Source organism: Sphingomonas profundi (assembly GCF_009739515.1).
Classification (GTDB): Bacteria; Pseudomonadota; Alphaproteobacteria; order Sphingomonadales; family Sphingomonadaceae; genus Alterirhizorhabdus; species Alterirhizorhabdus profundi.
On the sequence record NZ_CP046535.1, the window covers coordinates 595,471 to 615,355 of the forward strand.

A 19,885-nucleotide genomic window follows, 5' to 3' on the forward strand; every position below is an offset into this window, starting at 1 on the left:
CGCGGGCGGAACCGGAGGCGACCGGAACCGCCAAGGTTGACGGGTGCCGTCCGCTTGCAACGCGCGAACGTGCGTACATCCGAGATATCGGCCGACACCATGACAGCCACCCCTCCGATTTTTATGCAATGGGCGTATTAAATAAAGGGGTGCGCAGCGCCTGTCGAAAGGAATAGGTGGTGTTTGCGCCAAGGCGAACATCGCTCTGCCGCAGCAGAGCTCCTGTCGGAGAACAGGCGATGCTCATCCGCTTCGGCCAATGCCAAGGATTGCGGACCGATCCGGCAGCTGCGTTTCGCTTTGAAGCAACTTACGAGGCGCTAAACTTTCAAAGCCGGCGATGAGTGTTCAACTCTTGTCTATCTCAAGCTGTCATATTCGGGCAGTTTCGCTATCGGCTCTACCCGATCAACTATGACAGTTCGGCGGCATTGGCCTTTCGGATGGATATCGAGGTTGTGCTGTGCGGTGTACTCTCGATACCCTGTGCAAATTCACCCCTAGCGTCGAGGATCGATGTCGGCGCGCGGGGTCGCCGTCAGGGCTGGATGCGCACGGCGCCGGCCCGGCGCAGTGCGGCGACATCGACGAAGCCGTTCACCGCCATCAGCAGATCCGCCTCCGCCAGCAGCGATCGCAGCACGTGCACCGCGCCCTCCGCGCCGCCGAGCTCGAGGCCGTAGGCATATGGCCGGCCGATGCCGACCGCCGCCGCACCCAGCGCCAGCGCCTTGGCGACGTCGCTGCCCGAGCGGACGCCGGAATCGAACAGCACCGGCGTGCCGCCCGCCGCCGCCACGACCGGCGGCAGCAGATCGATCGCGGCCAGGCCGCCATTGGCCTGCCGCCCGCCATGGTTGGAGCAGTAGATCGCATCGGCCCCCTCGTCGATCGCGCGGCGTGCATCGTCCGGGTGGCAGATGCCCTTCAGCACGATCGGCAGCGTCGTCAGCGATCGCAGCCACGGCATGTCCGCCCAGGTGAGCACCTTGCCGAAGGTTTCCGTCCACACCTTCACGGCGCCGGGCACATCCTCCTCCGGCGGCCGCCCGACCATCGCGCGAAAGCGTGGATCGGACCAGTAGTTGGCCATGACGTGGCCGCGCAGCTGCGGGAAGTTGGCGGCGTTCAGGTCGCGCGGCCGCCAGCCGGTGGTCCAGGTGTCGAGGGTGACGATCAGCGCCTTGTACCCCGCGGCCTCGGCGCGACGCACCAGGCTCTCGGCCAGCTCCCGGTCCTTCGGCGTGTAGAGCTGGAAGAAGCCGGGCGTGTCGCCCATGCCGGCCGCGACATGCTCCAGCGGATCGTTGGTCAGCGTCGATACGGTCAGCGGTACGCCGGTCTCGGCCGCGGCGCGGGCGGCGGCGAGGTCGCCATGGCCGTCCTGGGTGCAGAGGCCGGTGACGCCGATCGGCGCCATGAAGACCGGCGTAGGCAGGCGCATGCCGAACAGATCGATCGATAGGTCGCGGGACGAGCAATCGACCATCATGCGCGGGACGATGCCCCAGTGGCGGAACGCCGCCGCGTTGCTGCGCTGGGTATGCTCGTCGCCGCAGCCGCCCTGGACGTATCTGAGAAGCGAGGGAGACATGGCCGCCTCGGCCCGCTGCTCCAGCCCGGCGAAGTCGACCGGATATTTCGGCACCACGCCGCGCAGCCCGGCGAGGTAGATGTCGAACTGATAGTCGCCGAAGTGCGGCATCCTCGTCCCCCGAACATTCCGGCCGCACCCGCCAGGGCGCGGAGGCGCGGGCGGGCTGGCGGCGGCCGGTCGCGCATCGTGGCCATCGGCCGCCAGTTTCCGGGGCCTCATCCCGCGTTGCAAGTGGGCGCCGCCTCATGCGCCGTCCGCCGCGCTAGCGTTAAGGTGCATCCGGCAACTGCGGCCCACGCCTGCGCGACGCCGCATCGCGGCAGACCAGTCCGACACCGTCGCGGCGACGCGCCCTATCGTCCGTGAAGGTAGACAGGCGGTTCATCGCGTACAAGGCGAAAGAGGGTGCGCGCGTGCTGGCCGGCAAGGGCTCTCGCGGTGCCCTCGCGCTCCGTCGCGCCGGCGTGGTCAATCGCGTGCGGCGGCCCCGGCCGGCGACGACTCCCCCGCGCGGGCGGCGGCGAGGACGGAGCGCATGGCGCATCCGGCGGAGAGGATCAGCGCCGGTATGGCGGTGACGGCGATCGCCTCCAGCAGCCGGCCGTGCAGCGCCAGATCGGAGAGCGAGCCGGCGATCAGCGGCCCGACGGCGCAGAAGATCGAGACGACGAAGCTCCAGATCGCGAAGCTGCGCGCGCGCAACGTGGCGGGCGTCAGATCCTGCAGCATGGTCGGCACCAGCGCGTTGGCGGTGCAGGTGACGAACAGGAACGATCCCACCATCAGCAAGGCGTGGTCCACGTCGTCGACGATTATCAGCAGGGCGGCGAAGGGGATCGCGGCCAGTGCGCAAGCGCCCATGATCAGCGGGCGGGCGGCCAGCCCGAAGCGCCGCCGCAGCGTGCGATCGAGGAAGCCGGCCACGGGCAGGCAGCCGATGCTGGTGAGCAGGGTGACGATGCCCAGCGCGTGGCCGATCGGCCCCAGATCGGCGCCGAAGCGCCGTTCCAGCGCCAGCGCGATCAGCGGGTTGAGCGCCTGCACCGCGCTCATCAGGCTGCCGGCCACGCCGACGAACAGGCCCACCGCCTGCCATCGCGCACGCAGGAACAGGCCGAGCGAGCCGCCGGTATCGACCGCGTCGGCGGCGGCCCGGCGCGGCGGATCGCTGACGAACAGGCCGAGCAGCAGCAGCGGCAGGCCGGCGAGCGACAGCAGCAGCATTGCCTTGCGCCAGGGCTCGATCGCGCACGGGACCAGCGCGTTGGCGGCGGCGACGATCGCCTCGCCGAAGTAGAAGCCGGCGCTCGCCCCCGCCGCCATCAGCGCGGCGAAGCCGAGGTTCGCCGTCACGCGGTGCCGCTCCGGCGCCAGATCCGGGATCATCGAGTAGACGATCGGGATCATCGCGAACTCGGTGACGCCGGAGGCGGCGCGGCCGACGAAGAACAGCGGGAAGCTGGGTGCGACGGCGCTCAGCATCATCAGCGCCGCCCACGCGGCGATCAGGCCGATCAGCACGCGCTTGCGCGACAGGCGATCGGCCAGCCGCGCCAGCGGCACCGCCACCGCACTGCCCACCAGCACGCCCGCCAGCCCCTGCAACGCGCCGATCGTCGCATCGCTGACGGCGAAGCTGTGCTGGATGGCGGAGAGCAGGATCGCCTGCAGCCCGCGATCGCTCATCTGGATGCCGGCCGTCACGCCCAGGAAGCCGATCGTCAGGAGCGCGCGCAGCGACCACACGGCCGGGATGGCGTGCGCCTCGCGCGGCGCGGTGGCGAGGACGGCCACGGATCGATCCGCCGGCTCAGCGCGTCAGGATGGCGCCGGGCTTGGTGATGGCCTGCTTACCGCGTTCTGCCGTGGCTGGCTTCATGGGATCCTCCCGCCAGTCGAACCGAACGACTGCGCGACGCCTTGTTGCGCATGATTCGCAGTCGCGGCAATCTCTTTCTCGCGGGCGGAGTGGATCAGGATCGGCGCAGCGATACATCCGCGATGCGTGGGCGGGGTTCGCTCCAGGCGGGGAAGGGCTGCGCGATCCACCCATTGTCGGCCGATCGCACCATCGGCCTGCCGCAATCGGCGCAGATGCTGACGCGATGACCGGCTCCCCCGGCGACGAGCGCTGCCGCCGGCCAGTGCCGCCCGATCAGGCAGGCGAGGCCGCTGGCCGCCAGCCAGCCCGGCCCGTCATGGCGATCCCGGATTTGTCCGCCCTGATCTGTCGCCGGCACCTGCTTCATCGTCGTTCCCCTTGGCTCGGCGCCCATCTTCACGCTTCCGCCGCCTTGCGCTGTGACGATGTTCACAGATTGTCCGGCTGACAGATTGTCCGGCTCACAGATTGTCCGGCTTACTGGCGCCGCAGCAGCCGCATCGCATCCAGGCTGCGCTTGCGCTCGGCGGCCTTGCGCTCCTCCTGCTCGGCGGCGGCGATGTCGGGAGCCGCCGGCGCGGCTGTGGCGGAGACGACGATCGGCGTCCGCACGCCGGTGTCGGCGCTGGCCAGCGCCGTCGTGTCGGACGCGGCGGGCTCGGCGGCCGGCAGGCTCGCGGGCGGGGCGGGGGCTACGCGATCCGCCTTCGGCAGTGCCTCTGCGATCGGACGGCGAACGCTGGACGCAGTCGCGACCGACACTGAAGCCCGGCGTGGCGGATCGGCGCGACGCGTGCGCTCGGGCGCTGTGCGCGGGCGATCGGCTTCGGCGACGGAGGCGTAGTAGGCGGTCTCCGCAGGCTTCGCCGGGCTGACCGGCACCCGCGTCGCGCGATCGGCCACGCGCGGCGGCGGGGCCGGGCGGGGGCTCGGCGGGATGCTCGCGCGCACGTCGCCGGCGGGCGGCCCGGCGGCGGGGCGCGCCAGCATCAGCGCGAGGCCCGACGTGGCGAGGACCAGCAGCGCCGCCGCCGCCGCACCGGCGCGCGCCACCGGCCGCCTGCTCTTCGCTGCCGTATCGGGCAGCGGCAGCAGCGTCGGATCGAACCCCAGGATCGCGCCGACGTCCCGCTCGATCGGCCCGGCCTCGATCATGCCGCCTCGCCTGGCCCGGTGGAGAGCAGCAGGCGATCGCTCCCTTCCAGCATCAGCGCGGTCAGCGATCCGGTGCGGTAGGCGCCGGTATCGATGCCGATGCGGTTGGCCCGCAGCTCCGGCCCGCGCGCGCTGATCGAGTGACCGTGGACGACGACAAGGCCGTGATCCGCGCCGCTGTCCAGGAACTCGCGGCGGATCCACAGCAGGTCCGGCTCGGTCTGGTCGGCCAGCGGCACGCCCGGGCGGATGCCGGCATGGACGAACAGATAGTCGCCGATCCGCAGGGTCGTCGGCAGCGCGCGCAGCCATGCGATCGTGGCCGCCGGTACATGCGCGCGCGCGTCGGCGATGCATTTGTGCGGCGGGCCTTCCGCGATCAGCGCGGCATCGACGCCCCAGCTGGCGAGCGCCGCATCGCCGCCGTTGCGCAGCCACAAGGCGAGCGCGTGCAGGTTGCCGCCGAGCGCGTCGACCATCATCGCCTCGTGATTGCCTTTCAGCACCACGAAGCGGTCCGATCGTTCGGACAGCGCCCGGCACCGCGCGACCAGCTCGGCCGAGGCGGGGCCGCGATCGATGATGTCGCCCAGCAGGATCAGCCGCACCGTCGCCGGATCGCGCGCCTCGTTGTCGCGGCGGATCTGATCGAGCAGCGCCTGGAACAGGTCGATCCGGCCGTGGATGTCGCCGATGGCGTAGATCCGCTCTCCCGCCGGCACGCAGGGCGGCGCCACGATGGGATCGAACCGGGAGAGGGATACTGTTATCATGTTGTTACTTCGACGCTTTACAGTCGCGATCGTCGGCCGTCGTCAGAATTCTAGCGCCAGGCTCACGCCGCCCGAGGCCGCCGCCGCGCCCTTGGAGAGGCCGCCGGTGCCGAACACCGTCGCCCGCACCTCGCTGCCGGGCAGCTTGGTCGACGCGCCGGCGAAAAGCTCGTGCGAGTCGCGCACCAGCCGCGTCGCGGCGCGGGCATAATGATAGGAGACGAGGCCGATCGCCCGCTCGCCGAGGCTGAAGGAGGTGCCGGTCGAGGCGGCGAAGCCGTTGCGCAGGTTGATCGCCGCCGGATCGCCGAACACGCGGTAGGTGACGGAGGCGAACGGCGCGAAGCGGCCGATCGGCTGCGTCACCTGAAGGCCCGCCGAATAATCCGTCTTGCCGCTGGAGATCCGCCGCGACTCCTCCGCGGTCGGGATCTTGACGCGGCCGGAGAACTCGATCTCCGGCTTCCCCTCGCCGGTCGGCAGGGTGTAGGCGGCACCGAGCGTCAGGTCGCCCACGCCCTTGTTCGTCACCTTGCGGCCGGGCGTGCCGCCGCTCACGATCAGCGGCGTGCCGTCGATGCCGCTGAAGATCGATCCGCGCCCGCGGATGTGCAGGTAGGGCAGGGACGCCGTGAGGCGCAGCGATCCGATCGCGTAGCGTGCGCCCACGGCCGTGGACCACAGAGTGGAGCGCTGGCCGGTGCCGAAATTGCCGCCCGCCACCGACGTGCCGAGCGAGACGCCGAAGGTGGAGCCGCCCGTATAGGTGGCGAGGCGATCGTCGGTGCGGACCATCGCATCGGCGACGGTGACGGCGGACGCGGTGCCGTTGGCGTTGGACGGGGTGCCGGTGGCGATCGCGACGTCCTCGGCCGGCTTGGGCGGATCGCCGGAAGCGGGCTGCGCCGCATGCGCGCCGACGGGCAGGACGACGATGGCCAAAGCGAGGAAGCGATCGACCGAACGTCTGCTCATCTGAAGTTCCACACATCTCTCCGGCCGTGTACCTCCGGCCTCAACCATCAACCACGGCCCGCGCCTGACGTTCCGTAAGCGATACGTTCCATCGTCCCGTATAGGGACGCGCGAGCGGTGCGTTTCGCGCCGCCCGGCTCGGGCGTCAGGAGGCGACCATCGTCAGCGCCGTCGCCACCACCTTGGCGCCGGCCTGCTCCAGCATGTCCTTGGCCATCCGCGTCGCGTCCGCCGGGGTTCGCCGCGCGCGCGCCACCAGCAGCACGCCGTCCGCCATCGCCGCAAGCTCCCGCGCCTCGGAGAGAGCGAGCGTGGGCGCGGTATCCAGCAGCACCAGATCGTAGACGCGCTCCAGCTGGCGGACCAGCGCCTCCATCTGCGGCGTGGCCACCGCGCCATGGATCACCGGGCGCTCATTGGCCTGGGCGAGGAACCACGCGCCGGAGGGTACGTCCACCTGCAGCGCGTCGCGATAGTCGACGCCATCCTCCAGCACCTGCGCCAGGCCGGTCTTGACATAGGGGCTCAGCGCGCGGCTGGCGGCGGGGCGGCGGCCGTCGCAATCGACCAGCACCACGCGCAGCCCGGCGAGCGCGGCGGAACGGGCGAGGCACAGAGCGACGGTCGTCTTGCCCTCCTCGGCCAAGGCGGAGCAGATCGCCACCGAGCGCAGGCTGCGGCCGGAGACGCCGAGCCGGAGGCCGGTGTGGATCGTGCGGAAGGCTGCGGCGAACGGCGAGCGCCGATGATTGTAGAGATAGTCGGGCGGCCCCATCGGATCGTCCGCCGGGAAATCGGCGTCCGCCACGCGTGCCAGATCGGGCACCATGCCGATCACCGGCCGGCCGATCTGCCGCTCCATCTGCTGGCGGGAGCGGAAGCCCCTGGTGGCAAGCTCGCGCACCAGCACCACCGCCAGCGCCGCCAGCAGCGCCGCCGCCAGCCCGCCAAGCGCGAACAGAAGCGGATCCGGCACCCGCCGCGCGCCCGGCACCGTGGCGCGCGAGATCACATAGGCCGTGCCCGGATCGCGCCGGGCCTGCGCGACCAGCGCCTGGTAGCGGGTGGCGAGATCCGTGTAGCGCAGCCGCGCCGTCGCCGCCTGATCGTCCAGCCGCTTCTTCAGCGCCGTGGCATCGTCCGCCGCTTTCAGTTCCCCAGCGGCGCGGGCGCGGGCGGAGCGCAGCAGGTTGGCGCGGCCGCGCGCCGCGTCCGCCGCATCGGCCAGGCGGGTCACGCGGCGGATCTCGGTCGCCAGATCGCGCTGGACGTCGCCGCCACCGAACCAGCCCGCATCCGCCGAGCGGGCGCGCAGATCGCGGATGCGGGGGGAGGTGATCCGCTCCGTCCCGCCGCCCTGCGCCGCCTTCAGCCGCGCCTCCGCCGTCGTCTCCTCGCCCGCCGCCTCGCGGATCGCGCCGTCCAGCGAGGCGAGTTCGGTGCGGATCGCGGCGCGCTCCGCCGGGCTGCGGGCGAGGCCGATCGCCTCGTCGTAACCACGCACCGCCGCCACCCGCCCGATCGCCGCCTCCCGCGCGGCGGCCACCTGCGCCTGCAGCGCGTTCCGCCTGCGCCCGAGTGCGCCGCCGGTGCGTCGATCGGCGACGTAGCTGTCGACCAGATGGTTGAGGATGCCGGTTGCGAGCACCGGATCGGGCGCGGCGAAGCGGACGGCGACCGCATAGGAGTTGCCGTTGGTCTCGATGGCGAGCGTATCCGCGATCGTATCGATCGCGGCGCGCCGGGCGTCCGCCGCGGCCACCGGCGGCCCCGCCTGCGGCTGGCCGATGCCGCGCACGTTCGCGAGGCCCATGCGATCGACCACCGCGGCGGCGAGATCGCGCGAGCCGAGCAGGCGCAGTTCGGTGTTGCGCGCCAGCGGGCTGTTCGAGGCGGCGATGGTGCCGGCCGCGCCCAGCCGCTCGAACCCGTGATCCAGCCACAGGTCGGCGCGGGCGGTGAAGCGGCGCGGCACGAGGGCGTAGGCGATCGCGGTGGCGGCGAGCACCAGCAGCACCGTGCCGATCACCCAGCGGCGGTGGTGGCGGATCGCGGCCACGATCGGCGCGATCCGTCCGGTGCGTGCCGGCGGCAAATCGTCCATCGGATCGAACGAGGCATCGGCCGCCCGCGCGGCGGCCCGGTTATCGACAGCCGCGTTCCTGTGCCCAGTGTCTGGCCTGTCCTCAGTGTCTGGAGCTTCGGCCTGCTCGACGATCACCTGAACGCTTTCACAAAAATGACTGGCCAGGCTCTACCTAATGGTTTTCAGCCCGTTTACCAAGTCTGTCGAAAAAGGTCGTTCCGTGTAAACAACAACTTGTCGCCAGCCGGGACATAAGCGGCATGTCGGCCGCATGGTTGCGGCGCAACAGGGCGCGCGTAAAGAGGGGCGGCGCGGCCGGCACCGGCGGCACGGGACGGAACGGGACGAACAGGGACGTGCGCGACGAGACTCCGCCGGTCAGCCGGCTCATCCCCCTCGCGCCGCACGAGGTGCGCCTGAGCCGTGCGGCCGGGCGCTTCGGGCCGGAGATGATCCTCAGCGCGGTGCGACGGCGCATCGGCATCTTCCTGGCGGTGCTCGGTACGGCGATCGCGGTGGCACTGGCGGCCAGCCTGCTCCAGCCGTCGCTCTACACCGCATCGGCCGAGGTGCTGCTCGATGCGAGCGGCGGCGGGCGCGGGCCGGCGGGCGACGGCGCCGGCGACGAGATGCTGATCCTGCGATCCCGCGAGATGGCCGTGGCGGTGGCGCGCGGCGTGCGGCCGGACGCTGCCGCGCTCGATGCGCGCGGGCCGGTGGCGCGGCTGATCGGCGGCGCGGCGGCGGACGGCGAGCGGCAGGTGGTCGACCGCCTGATCGCCGGGCTGGCGGTTTCGCGCATGGCGGACACCTATGCGCTGACGATCGCCTATACGGCGCGCGACCCGGCCGTCGCGGCCCGCATCGCCAACGAATATGCGCGGCAGTATGTGGCCGGCCGGCTGGCCGGCATGGAGGGCACCGCCTCGCCGCTCGATCGGCCGTTCGCGCGGATCATCTCGGGCGCGGAGCCGCCGTTGCTGCCTTCCTCGCCCCGGCCGCTGCGCGCCGTCGCGCTGGGCGCGCTGGCGGGCCTGCTGCTCGGCATCGTCGCGGCCCTGCTGGCGGAGCGGCGCTTCGCCGGCATCACCAGCGGGCGCGACATCGGCGAGCGGCTGGGCCTCTCCCACCTGGGCAGCGTGCCGACGCTGAAGAGCGTGCTGCCGCAGGCGGCGTCGCCGCTGGAGGCGATGGTGAGCGCGCAATCGTCCGGCTTCGCCGAGGCGTTTCGCGGCGTGATGATGGCCATCCGCCATGCCGGCGGACGCGGCACGCAGCTGATCGCGATCAGCTCCGCTCTGCCGAACGAGGGCAAGACGACCGTCTCCGCCTGCCTCGCCCGATCGATCGCGCTGGGCGGGGAGAGCGTGGTGCTGATCGACTGCGACGCGCGGCGGCGCGACACGACCGCCCTGTTCGGCCTCTCCGCCAGTCGGCCGGGCCTGGTCGAGGTGCTGCGCTACGAGGCGACCCTGGACGAGGCGCTGGTGCGCGACGAGGCGAGCGGCGCCTGGATCCTGCCGCTCACCGGCCCGGCGGAGGAGATATCGGAGCTGCTGGCGGGGCAGGGGATGGTGGCGCTGCTGGAGGATCTGCGGCGCCGGTTCAAGCGCGTGCTGATCGATACCGCGCCGATCCTCGCCATCTCCGCCACCCGCGCCATCGCGACGATGGCCGACGTGACGGTGCTGGTCGTGCGCTGGCGGGCGACGGCGGACCACGCGATCATGGCCGCCGCGAAGCTGCTGCCAAGCGAGCATGTGCGCATCGCCGGCGTGGTGCTGGCCCAGGTCGATCTCGCCCGGCAGACGAAGTTCGGCCACGGCGACCCGACCTTCTACTACGAGCAATATTCGAAGTATTACAGCTGAGGCGCCACGGCCGGCGCCGTCACGTCCAGTAGAGGATCCGTGCGGCCGGCAGGGCATCGGCGATGCGGCGTTCGAGGAAGGTGCGAAGCAAGCGCATCGTCGCGGCATCGTAGACCTGCTTCTCGCTGCCGAACTTGGTGCGCTTGGTCACGCGGTTGCGGGTCGTCATGTCGAGCGCGGAGCCGGGATACCAGCTGTCCAGCACCGCCTTCGATCCGCTGTTGAAGCGGTGGGTGATGAGCTCCACCGTCAGATCGAGGCCGGGCATGGCGGCGAGTGCGGCGGCGACGTCGTCGATCAGCGTGCCATAGGCCTGCTCCCAGCCGTCTGCGGCGATGATCGGCGCGATCGTCAGCCCGATCGGATAGCCCGCCGCGGCCATGCGCCGCAGCGCGCCGATCCGCTCCGCCACCGGCGCGGTGCCGCCCTCGAACCGGGCGAAGGCGCGCGGATTGAGCGAGGCGCGCATCCGCGTGCGGCCCTGATGATCGATCGCGAGCAGCGGCGCCACGTCCGCGAACTTGCTGGTGAAGCGCAGCTGCGCCTCCGCCTGCCACCGCCCGAACCAGGCGATGGCGGCGGAGAGCGATCCGGTCAGCGGTTCCAGCGCCAGCGGGTCGGTGTAGCACGATGCCTCGAACGTGGTGCCCTCGTGCGCCCGCGCCGCGCTGCGCGTGGTGATCGTGCCCTGGCCGAGATAGGCGGGCAGCCCGTCCAGTATCTCGTCCAGATTGGCGTAGACGCGCGTGATCGGCGGGCCTTTCAGGGAGCCGGCGAGGTAGCAGTAGCTGCAATGCGCCGGGCAGCCCTCGGCAAGATCGACGCGCCAGTCGGCACTCGGCGCGATCGGCTGGAGCCGGCGCTTCGATGGCGGCGCGACGACCAGCGCCAGCGTCGCCTTGGCCTCGACATAGGCGCGGCGCGGATCGTCGGGCAGGTCGAGGTTCAGGCGGTCTCCGGGCAGCTCGACGATGTCGACGCCCAGCGCGGACGCCCGCTCCAGCACGCGGCGGCCGTGGGCGTGCCCCAGCGCCGAACGCGTGGCGAGCAGGCGACGAGGCCGCCATCCGGCGGGCGGGCGAGGTTCGGTCTCTTGCTCGGCGATCACCCGACCCGAACGAGCGGGGCAGGCGCTTGTTCAGGCGAAGCGGCCTACCGCCGCGAGCGGATCGATCCGCCCGGACCTTCCTCGCGATGCCGGACGGACGAGCATTATCCTATGATCGAACGCCGCCGCCGCGTACCAGAGGCTCAAATGGGGGGAGAAGCGGGATGACCCTGTCGACGATCGATCTGGCGGTGGTGATCGCCTATGCGATCGGCATATTCGCGCTGGCCCAATATGTCAGCCGCGATCGCGCCGGGCACCAGAAGGACAGCGCGGACTATTTCCTCGCGTCGAAATCGCTGCCGTGGTGGGCGATCGGCGCGTCGCTGATCGCGGCGAACATCTCGGCCGAGCAGATCGTCGGCATGGCGGGATCGGGCTATGCGATCGGGCTGGCGATATCCTCCTACGAGTGGATGGCGGCGCTGACCCTGCTGATCGTCGGCAAGTGGTTCCTGCCCATCTTCCTGCGCAACGGCATCTACACGATGCCGCAATTCCTGGAACAACGCTTCGGCCCGCGCCTGCGCACGCTGATGGCGGTGTTCTGGCTCGGCCTCTACGTGTTCGTGAACCTCACCTCGATCATCTGGCTCGGCTCGATCGCGGTCAATCAGGTGGCGGGCATCGATCAGGATGTCGCGCTGATCGGGCTCGGCCTGTTCGCGCTACTCTATCAGATACGCGGCGGCCTGAAGGCGGTGGCGATGACCGACATCGTGCAGGTGACGCTGCTGGTGTTCGGCGGCCTCTGCGTGTCCGCCATCACCCTGTCGCGGATCGGCGGGGCGGCGGGCATCCTCGGCGGCTTCGCCCGGCTGCAGCAGGCGGTGCCCGGCCATTTCGACATGATCCTCTCCGCCGACAATCCGTTCTACAAGGATCTGCCCGGCATATCGGTGCTGATCGGCGGCATGTGGATCGCCAATCTCAGCTACTGGGGCTTCAACCAGTATATCATCCAGCGCGCTCTGGCCGCCAGGGATCTGGGCGAGGCGCAGAAGGGCATCGTGCTCGCCGCCTTCCTGAAGATACTGATGCCGTTCGTCATCGTCCTGCCCGGCATCGCCGCCGTGGTGCTGGCGCCCGATCTCGCCAAGCCGGACCAGGCCTTTCCGACCATGATGCGGCTGCTGCCGCCGGGTCTGCTGGGCCTCGTCTTCGCGGCGCTTATCGCGGCGATCGTCGCGTCCACCGCGTCCAAGATCAACTCGATCGCCACGATCTTCACGCTCGATCTCTACGCCAAGCGCCGCGGCGCGAGGACGGCGGCGGAGGACGATGCGCCCGGCCGGCGCGCGATCGAGCGGCAACTGGTGCTGGTCGGCCGCATCGCCGCGGCGGTGGCGATCGTGCTGGCGATGCTCACGGCGCGCCCGCTGCTCGGCCAATCGGACCAGGCGTTCCAGTACATCCAGGAATATACCGGCTTCTTCACCCCCGGCATCACCGTGATCTTCCTGATGGGCCTGTTCTGGAAGCGCGCGACAGAGGCCGGCGCGCTGACGGCGGCGATCGCCTCGTTCGTGCTGTCGCTGGGGTTGAAGACGGCGGCGCCGGCGATCCCGTTCATGGACCGGATGGCGATCGTGTTCGGGGCGGCGGCCCTGCTCGCCGCCATCGTCTCGCTGCTGCGTCCGCAGGCGCGGGAGGTCAACCGCGTCGTCACCGGCGACGTGGTCTATGCGACGTCGTTCAGCTTCAACGCCGCCGCCGTGGGCGTGGTGGCGATCCTGGCGGCGCTGTACGCGACGTGGTGGTGAGCGGGATTACGCCCGCCCGCCCGGTCGATCTCACGCCAGCCCGAGTTTCCCGCGTTCGCCCGCGCGGGGCGTCGAGAGGTCGTCGGGCGTGACGAAGCCGGCGAGGTCGGCGGCCTCGAAGAAGGGCCGGATCTCGATCTCGCTCGGGCCGGGCATGGGGTTGGGGCAGCGGCTGGCCCAGGCGACCGCCTCGTCCATGTCGCGGACTTCCCAGATCGAGAAGCCGGCGACCAGCGTGCCCGGATCGGCGAACGGCCCCTCGACGACGGTGCGGGCGGCGCCGTCGAAGGCGATGCGCCGGCCCTCGGCGCTGGGCTTCAGGCCGGCGGCGGCCACGAACACGCCGGCCGCGACCAGTTCCTCGGTGAAGGCGTCCATCGCCGCGAACGCCGCCATCGTCTCGGGCGTGGGGTCCATGCCCCGCTCGCTGTCCTCTGTGGCCTTCATGAACACCATCACGCGCATGGTCCGTCTCCCACAATCTAACGGGTCGTACCGGCGATTACAGCGTGCCGCCCTCGGCAAGCGTCTTCAACTGGTCGGCCATCGCGCCCCAGCCCTGTTCGAAGCCCATCGCGCGGTGCTGCTCCAGCGCCTCGTCGGTCCAGTGGCGCGCGGTGGCGGTGAAGCGGGTGCCGTCACCCGCCGGCGCGATCTCGAACACGCCCACGATGAACGGGCCGCTCGGATGCCAATCGCCCTTGAAGGCATCGGTGAACACGAAGCGGCGGTTCGGCTGATAGTCCAGGATCACGCCCTCGTTCGGCATCTCCTCGCCGTCCGGCCCGTGCATCACCACCAGGCTGCGGCCGCCGGGGCGCCAATCGATGTCGCGCGCCTCCGCCCGCCACGGGCGGGGGCAGAACCACGCTTCGAAGCGATCGATCATCGTCCGCCAGACATCCTCGACGGGGGCGGCGATGTGGCGCGCGACGCTGAGTTCGCGGGCGGGATCGGAGGCGTCGGTCACATGATCTCTCCTCGACGGAGCACTAGCGGCAGGACGATGAACGAGGGCAGGCTGGCGGATGTGTACACCCGCTGTCGCGCCGATACATAGTCGGCCGCCGTCGCTTTCGGAATGCTCGGCACGAACGTCTGCGGATTGCGATCGATCACGGGAAACCAGCTGGACTGCACCTGCACCATGATGCGGTGCCCGGCGCGGAACACGTGATCGCGGTCGCGCAGCGGCACCTGCCACTTGACGGCCTTGTCGCGGGGCAGCGGCGTCGGCCGCTCGAAGCTCCGGAGGAAGCGCCCGCGCCGCACCTCCATCGCGATCGGCAGCTGGTAGCCGTTCGGGCTTCTCGCATATTCGCCGGGCTTCGGCCCTTCGGCCAGCGGATCTTCCGCGCGCGTCACCTGCGGCTGTTCGGGAAAGACGTCGATCAGCTTGACCACGAAGTCGCTGTCCGTGCCCGAGGTGGAGGCGAACAGTTCCGCGCTCACCGCCCCCGCGATCGTCAGATCCGCCTCCAGCGGCGCGCTGGTGAAGGTCAGCACGTCGGGCCGGTGGTCGACGAAACGCTGGTCGGCCGACTCCCAGTCCGGCCACTCGCCGCCGGGGTAGGTGGGCGAGACCGGGCGCTGCCGGTACGGCACCGGATTGGCGGGGTCGCTGACATATTCGCGATAGGCCGGCTCGCCTGGGGCTGGCGCGGTGAAGCTGAGGCTGCCGTCCGCGTGCAGGTACAATCTGGTCGGAGTGGAGGCCGGCGGCCAGGACTTGTACGTGCGCCATGTGTTCGATCCGGTCTCGAACATCCGGGCGGCATAGTCCGGCTTCTGCCCCTTGCCGTGCAGCCAGTAGGCGAAGAACGGCGCCTCGATCTCGCGGCGGAAGCTCTGGCCGGTATCCTGCCCCAGCGCCATCGGCCCCAGCTTCGATGCGTCGCGCCGCCACGCGCCGTGGTTCCACGGCCCCGCCACCATCAGGTTGATGCCGTCGGGATCGGACGTCGCCGCCCGCCGGTGGATCTGCCACGGCCCCCACGGATCCTCCTGATCCCAGAAGCCGGCGACGTTGAGGGTCGGCACGCGCGCCCGGTCGATCGCCTTGTACCAGGCCTGGCCCTGCCAGAAATCGTCATAGTCGGGATGGGCCACCGCGTCGTTCCAGCTGCCGATCCTGCCGTGCAGATATTTGTCGTTGAACGCCGAGAGCGGCCCGGCCGCGAGATACCAGTCATACGTGTCCCAGCGGTCGAAGCCGAAGCGGGTGTTGGCGGTCTTGTCGGCTTCTTCCAGCACGCCATATTCGAACACGTAGCTCAGCCGCAGCGCGCCGTAGCGGTGGCCGTCGTCGTTCATCCAGTCGTCGGCGGGCGAGGCCTGCTCGCTCACCGCCTTAAGCGCCGGATGCGGATCGAGCAGGGTCGCCGCCGAGGTGTAGCCGCTGTACGAGACGCCGAAGATGCCGACGCGGCCGTTGTTGCCCGGCACGTTCTTCACCAGCCAGTCGATCGTGTCCCAGCCGTCGTGCGTCTCGATCGTGCCCTTGCCGGGCGTCACCTTGAAATCGTCGGTGAGGCTGAACACGCCCTCCGATTTGAAGCGGCCGCGGATGTTCTGGTAGACGAAGATATAGCCGTCCGCCGCCAGCGCCGCGCGGGAGGGCGGGATTTCGGCGGGCGCCTTGTCCGGCACGCCGTAGGGCGTGCGGGTAAGCAGGATCGGCAGCGGCCCGGTGGCGTTCGTCGGCGTCATGATCACGGTCTGCAACCGCGCGCCATCACGCATCGGCACCATCACCTCGCGATATGTGAACAGCGCGCCGACCGGGGCGGAAGGCTCGCCCACCGGCGGAGCGGCGGCAGCGGCGGCGGGCAGGGCGCCGGCCAGCAGGATCGCCGTCAAGGCGCCAAGTCCGCCCATGTTCTTCCCCCTCGGCTTTGCGGCCCCGCCGGGCCGCGTGGCATCAACATGCGGCAAGGCGACCGGCGGCGAAAGACGTGTCGGACGCATCCGGTTCAGATTCCATTTGGCTTGGGCGGCTAAGGGCGAGGGCGTTCGAGGGTATTCCACCGAGGTCTGGCGGAATCCGGATGGAGCCGCCTGTTGATCCTGCCCTCGGTCGCCATCTGGACCATCTGCGCCGTCGCTATCGCGGGCGTCGTCGTGCGCCCCTTCCGCTGGCCGGAGGCGATCTGGGCCATGGCGGGGGCGGCCATCCTGGTGCTGGCCGGGCTCGTCGCGCCGGCCGCGGCGCTGGGCGCAGTGGGCCGGGGGCTGGACGTCTACCTTTTTCTCATCGGCATGATGCTGCTGAGCGAGACGGCGCGGGAACATGGCCTGTTCGACTGGATCGCGGCGACGGCGGCGATCCACGCGCGCGGATCCTCGCCGCGCCTGTTCGTGCTGATCTACGCGGCCGGGATCGTCACCACCACCTTCCTGTCGAACGATGCCACCGCCGTGGTGCTGACGCCGGCCGTCTACGCCGCCGCGCGCAAGGCCAAGGCGGAGCCGCTGCCGCTGCTGTTCGCCTGCGCGCTGATCGCCAACGCGGCCAGCTTCGTGCTGCCGATCTCGAACCCGGCCAACATCGTCCTCTACGGCGGCACGATGCCGCCGCTCGGGCGATGGCTCGCATCGTTCGCGCTGCCCTCCATAGCGGCGATCGGGGTGACGTTCGTGATGCTGCGCTGGGTTGAACGCGCCCGCATCGCCGGCACCTGCGCCGCCGATATCGCGCGGGACAAGCTTTCGGCGGGCGGCAAGGCGGCGCTGGCCGGCATCGTCGGCACGGCGGCGCTGCTCCTCCTCGCCTCCGCCTTCGATACCGCGCTGGGGCTGCCCGCCGCGCTGGCCGGCACGATCACCACCCTTGGCGTGTGCGGCATCGCGCGGCGATCGCCGCTGGTCCCGTTCCGCTCCGTCTCGTGGAGCGTGCTGCCGCTCGTGGCGGGCCTGTTCGTGCTGGTCGAGGCGCTGACGCAGACCGGCGTCACAGCTTACGTCGCCGATCTGCTGCGGCACGCCTCGGCCGATCCGGTGCGCGGCGCGGCGCTGGCCGGCACGGCGCTGGCGTTCGTCTGCAACGCGATGAACAACCTGCCGGCCGGCCTGCTCGCCAGCATCGCGGTAGCGCAGGCGGAGCCGGCGCGGATCGTGACCGATGCGCTGCTGATCGGCCTCGATCTCGGCCCCAATCTGTCGATCACCGGATCGCTCGCCACGATCCTGTGGCTGCAGGCGATCCGGCGCGAGGGCGAGGATGTCGGCTTCTGGCAGTTCCTGAAGATCGGAACGGTGACGATGGTCCCGGCGCTGATCGCGGCGATCGGCGCCCGCCTGATGCTCGGCTGAGGACAATCACAGGGGATCATGATGACGACCGACACCGCCGCCACCGCCGACGCCACGGGCAGGCACGTGCCCACGCGCACGCTAGACGCGCTCAACTTCTTCCTGGCCGACGTGCGGGACGGGCTGGGGCCGTATCTGGCGATCTACCTGATCGCCGTGCGCGGCCCCGCGCACGGCTGGAACGAGGCGACCGTCGGCGTGGTGCTGACGATCGCCGGCATCGTCGGGCTGCTGGCGCAGACGCCGGCCGGCGTGCTGATCGATCGCGCGAAGAACAAGCCGCGGATCATCATGGTGGCGGCGCTGCTGGTGACGCTCAGCAGCCTGTCGCTGCCAATCGTCTCCGGCTACGCGATGGTGACGATCACGCAGTCGATCGCGGCGATGGCGGGCGCGGTGTTCGCGCCCGCTATATCGGCCGTCACGCTCGGCCTCGTCGGGCCGAAGCTGTTCGCCAAGCGGGTGGGCCGCAACGAGGCGTTCAACCATGCCGGCAACGCGGTATCGGCCGCGCTCGCCGGCGTGCTCGCCTGGAAGTTCGGCCCGGTCGTGGTGTTCTGGCTGATGGGCGGGCTAACCGTAGCCAGCATCGGCGCGGCGATGCGGATCAGGAACGACGACATCGACAATGCGGTCGCCCGCGGCCTGGACTGCGAGCCGGAGGAGGATTGCGAGCAGCCGAGCGCGTGGCGCTGCCTGATCGAGAACAGGCCGCTGATGCTGTTCGCGGCGATCGCCTTCACCTTCCACCTCGCCAACGCCGCGATGCTGACGTCGGTCGGGCAGCTGCTGGCCAAGACGGTGGGCAAGGATCAGGCGACCTCGCTGACGGCCGCCTGCATCGTCGCGGCGCAGCTCGTGATGGTGCCGGTCGCCATCGTCGTCGGCCGCAATGCGGAGCGCTGGGGCACGAAGCCGATCTTCCTCGTCGCCTTCGGCTTCCTGGCGGCGCGCGGCGCGCTCTACACCGTCTCGAACGATCCGTGGTGGCTGGTCGGCGTGCAAGCGATGGACGGGGTGGGCGCCGGCATATTCGGCGCGCTGTTTCCCGTCGTCATCGCCGATCTGACGAAGGGCTCGGGCCGCTTCAACGTGAGCCAGGGCGCGGTCGCGACGGCGCAGGGGCTGGGGGCGGCACTGTCGGCGACGCTGGCCGGATCGATCATCGTCGCGGCCGGGTACAGCGTCAGCTTCCTCACGCTGGCCGCGATCGCCGCCGTCGGCTTCGTCCTCTATCTGGCGGCCATGCCGGAGACGAAGGCGTGACGCCTTAAGGCCGCCGGCGGCGCACCCGATCTTCGCGAGCCCGCCTACCTGTGTTTTCGGAGTCGCTAGCAGCGGTCCTGAAGGACGGTGCGCTCGTCGCGAGCGGCATGCCGCGCTTCGCCGAACTCCGGCCTGACGGGAGTGCGCTGCAAGCCTGTTTCCGCCGCGAGGCACGCCGCGCGCTGGCGGCCGATCGGGTACAGCGCCGCTGCGAGGCACCGTGCAGTGATGCGGGCGGCCGCAGCGCGGACTTTTGTCGGCCCGACGATGCGCTCTGGGCGTCCACGCTGTACGGCGGCGGCACCACGGTGGCGCTGCCCGGCCCTCAGGCGGAATCGTGCGACGTCTCGAACTGGATGACCATCGGAGCGCTGGGAAACGTCATCTCGTAGGCGCCGACTGCCGTGCCGTCCTTGTCGAAGCCGATCGAGGTCAGCGACAAGGCAGGAGAAAAGGGTTCGAGCGCGAGCAGCGACGCCGCCTCGGCGTCCACGGCGATCGCCTTGACCTCGAAGTGCGAGCGGACGAGGGAAATGCCATATTGCTCCTGGAGCAAGCGGTAGAGGGGATAACGCGCGAGACGGTCGGCGGTCAGCCGATCGAGGTGTGCGTCCGCGAAATAGAGTTTGCCGTAGGACCACGGCCGCTCGTCGCGAAACGCCAGCCGCCGAACGAAGGCGAGTTGCGCCGAGGCCGGGAAATAGCGCGCGAACTGCGGCGGGACGTCCGTCACTCCCCGCTCAAAAATCTCCGCCGGTTTCGAGAACTCGCGCGAGTAGAGCGCCTCCAGCGAAGTCATCGTCTCGCGGGACAAATGCTCGGGCTGGCTGACATAGGTGCCGCTGCCGCGACGCCTTGCGACAAGGCCCTCCTGTTCGAGCACGCGCAGCGCCTGTCGTACCGGCACCACGCTGATGCCATAGGATTGCGCCATCCGTACCTCGGGATCGAGCCGATCGCCGTGCCGGCGTGTTCCACTGAGAATTTCGGTGCGGAGGATCTGCGTCAGCTGATACCAGATCGGCAGACTGGAGGAGAATTGGTTCATGCGCGCCCCAGAGCACAACCCGGCAGCCTTGCCTATCATGTCGGGTGCGG

At 70.5% G+C, this 19,885-nt stretch carries 16 protein-coding genes; 4 read left to right on the forward strand and 12 right to left on the reverse strand.

What is annotated here, in order from left to right; genetic code table 11:
* Positions 1 to 538: 538 nt before the first annotated feature.
* From GNT64_RS02775 to GNT64_RS02805, 7 genes are all read right to left on the reverse strand, one after another.
* Positions 539 to 1,705 (reverse strand): alpha-hydroxy-acid oxidizing protein, encoded by a 1,167-nt coding sequence (locus GNT64_RS02775; protein ID WP_156678128.1) that lies wholly within the window; start codon positions 1,703 to 1,705, stop codon positions 539 to 541.
* A gap of 360 nt (positions 1,706 to 2,065) precedes the next feature.
* A complete protein-coding gene (locus GNT64_RS02780; RefSeq protein WP_231639209.1) occupies positions 2,066 to 3,391 on the reverse strand; it encodes an MFS transporter in 1,326 nt (441 codons plus the stop codon).
* A 179-nt stretch (positions 3,392 to 3,570) separates the two neighbouring features.
* Positions 3,571 to 3,879 (reverse strand): hypothetical protein, encoded by a 309-nt coding sequence (locus tag GNT64_RS02785; RefSeq protein WP_156678129.1) that lies wholly within the window; start codon positions 3,877 to 3,879, stop codon positions 3,571 to 3,573.
* A 77-nt stretch (positions 3,880 to 3,956) separates the two neighbouring features.
* Positions 3,957 to 4,634: a hypothetical protein gene (locus GNT64_RS02790; protein WP_156678130.1), complete on the reverse strand. Its 678-nt coding sequence runs from the start codon at positions 4,632 to 4,634 to the stop codon at positions 3,957 to 3,959.
* The gene (locus GNT64_RS02795) at positions 4,631 to 5,407 is read right to left on the reverse strand and encodes a metallophosphoesterase family protein (RefSeq protein WP_156678131.1); all 777 of its coding nucleotides are present in this window, start codon (positions 5,405 to 5,407) and stop codon (positions 4,631 to 4,633) included. Before GNT64_RS02795 ends, GNT64_RS02790 begins: the two co-directional genes overlap by 4 nt.
* Positions 5,408 to 5,449: 42 nt before the next feature.
* Entirely contained in the window at positions 5,450 to 6,382 is a 933-nt protein-coding gene (locus GNT64_RS02800) for a hypothetical protein (protein ID WP_156678132.1), read from the reverse strand.
* A gap of 145 nt (positions 6,383 to 6,527) precedes the next feature.
* On the reverse strand, positions 6,528 to 8,486 hold the full coding sequence (locus tag GNT64_RS02805) for a polysaccharide biosynthesis tyrosine autokinase (protein WP_156678133.1): 1,959 nt from the start codon (positions 8,484 to 8,486) through the stop codon (positions 6,528 to 6,530).
* Positions 8,487 to 8,824: 338 nt separating this feature from the next.
* Here GNT64_RS02805 and GNT64_RS02810 point away from each other — a divergent pair, with 338 nt between their 5' ends.
* Positions 8,825 to 10,339 (forward strand): tyrosine-protein kinase domain-containing protein, encoded by a 1,515-nt coding sequence (locus tag GNT64_RS02810; protein ID WP_197277259.1) that lies wholly within the window; start codon positions 8,825 to 8,827, stop codon positions 10,337 to 10,339.
* Between the two features lie 19 nt (positions 10,340 to 10,358).
* Here the strand turns inward: GNT64_RS02810 and GNT64_RS02815 are convergent, their stop codons facing one another.
* Positions 10,359 to 11,447, reverse strand: coding sequence for an SPL family radical SAM protein (locus GNT64_RS02815; RefSeq protein ID WP_156678135.1), 1,089 nt, complete (start codon positions 11,445 to 11,447; stop codon positions 10,359 to 10,361).
* 164 nt (positions 11,448 to 11,611) lie between these two features.
* Here GNT64_RS02815 and GNT64_RS02820 point away from each other — a divergent pair, with 164 nt between their 5' ends.
* Entirely contained in the window at positions 11,612 to 13,210 is a 1,599-nt protein-coding gene (locus GNT64_RS02820; protein WP_156678136.1) for a sodium/sugar symporter, read from the forward strand.
* A 30-nt stretch (positions 13,211 to 13,240) separates the two neighbouring features.
* Here GNT64_RS02820 and GNT64_RS02825 read toward each other — a convergent pair whose 3' ends face one another.
* The 3 genes from GNT64_RS02825 to GNT64_RS02835 are packed head-to-tail and all read right to left on the reverse strand — an operon-like array spanning position 13,241 to position 16,087.
* Positions 13,241 to 13,675 carry a YciI family protein gene (locus tag GNT64_RS02825; protein WP_156678137.1) on the reverse strand — a complete coding sequence of 145 codons (435 nt, stop codon included), beginning with the start codon at positions 13,673 to 13,675 and terminating at the stop codon, positions 13,241 to 13,243.
* A gap of 37 nt (positions 13,676 to 13,712) precedes the next feature.
* Positions 13,713 to 14,180, reverse strand: coding sequence for an SRPBCC domain-containing protein (locus GNT64_RS02830; RefSeq protein ID WP_156678138.1), 468 nt, complete (start codon positions 14,178 to 14,180; stop codon positions 13,713 to 13,715).
* Positions 14,177 to 16,087: a CocE/NonD family hydrolase gene (locus tag GNT64_RS02835; protein WP_156678139.1), complete on the reverse strand. Its 1,911-nt coding sequence runs from the start codon at positions 16,085 to 16,087 to the stop codon at positions 14,177 to 14,179. Before GNT64_RS02835 ends, GNT64_RS02830 begins: the two co-directional genes overlap by 4 nt.
* A 183-nt stretch (positions 16,088 to 16,270) precedes the next feature.
* Here GNT64_RS02835 and GNT64_RS02840 point away from each other — a divergent pair, with 183 nt between their 5' ends.
* Together GNT64_RS02840 and GNT64_RS02845 are read left to right on the forward strand one after the other, a co-directional pair.
* Entirely contained in the window at positions 16,271 to 17,521 is a 1,251-nt protein-coding gene (locus tag GNT64_RS02840; RefSeq protein WP_156678140.1) for an arsenic transporter, read from the forward strand.
* A 21-nt stretch (positions 17,522 to 17,542) separates the two neighbouring features.
* Positions 17,543 to 18,787 (forward strand): MFS transporter, encoded by a 1,245-nt coding sequence (locus GNT64_RS02845; protein ID WP_231639211.1) that lies wholly within the window; start codon positions 17,543 to 17,545, stop codon positions 18,785 to 18,787.
* Between the two features lie 325 nt (positions 18,788 to 19,112).
* Here GNT64_RS02845 and GNT64_RS02850 read toward each other — a convergent pair whose 3' ends face one another.
* Positions 19,113 to 19,874: a GntR family transcriptional regulator gene (locus GNT64_RS02850; RefSeq protein ID WP_156678142.1), complete on the reverse strand. Its 762-nt coding sequence runs from the start codon at positions 19,872 to 19,874 to the stop codon at positions 19,113 to 19,115.
* Positions 19,875 to 19,885 lie beyond the last annotated feature (11 nt).

What these genes read in the sequence shown, in the direction of transcription:
- GNT64_RS02790 (WP_156678130.1), bottom strand. Translation starts at nt 4,634, where the DNA reads ATGATCGAGGCCGGGCCGATCGAGCGGGACGTCGGCGCGATCCTGGGG.
- GNT64_RS02850 (WP_156678142.1), bottom strand. Translation starts at nt 19,874, where the DNA reads ATGATAGGCAAGGCTGCCGGGTTGTGCTCTGGGGCGCGCATGAACCAA.
- GNT64_RS02835 (WP_156678139.1), bottom strand. Translation starts at nt 16,087, where the DNA reads ATGGGCGGACTTGGCGCCTTGACGGCGATCCTGCTGGCCGGCGCCCTG.
- GNT64_RS02805 (WP_156678133.1), bottom strand. Translation starts at nt 8,486, where the DNA reads ATGGACGATTTGCCGCCGGCACGCACCGGACGGATCGCGCCGATCGTG.
- GNT64_RS02775 (WP_156678128.1), bottom strand. Translation starts at nt 1,705, where the DNA reads ATGCCGCACTTCGGCGACTATCAGTTCGACATCTACCTCGCCGGGCTG.
- GNT64_RS02820 (WP_156678136.1), top strand. Translation starts at nt 11,612, where the DNA reads ATGACCCTGTCGACGATCGATCTGGCGGTGGTGATCGCCTATGCGATC.
- GNT64_RS02845 (WP_231639211.1), top strand. Translation starts at nt 17,543, where the DNA reads ATGACGACCGACACCGCCGCCACCGCCGACGCCACGGGCAGGCACGTG.
- GNT64_RS02800 (WP_156678132.1), bottom strand. Translation starts at nt 6,382, where the DNA reads ATGAGCAGACGTTCGGTCGATCGCTTCCTCGCTTTGGCCATCGTCGTC.
- GNT64_RS02795 (WP_156678131.1), bottom strand. Translation starts at nt 5,407, where the DNA reads ATGATAACAGTATCCCTCTCCCGGTTCGATCCCATCGTGGCGCCGCCC.
- GNT64_RS02825 (WP_156678137.1), bottom strand. Translation starts at nt 13,675, where the DNA reads ATGCGCGTGATGGTGTTCATGAAGGCCACAGAGGACAGCGAGCGGGGC.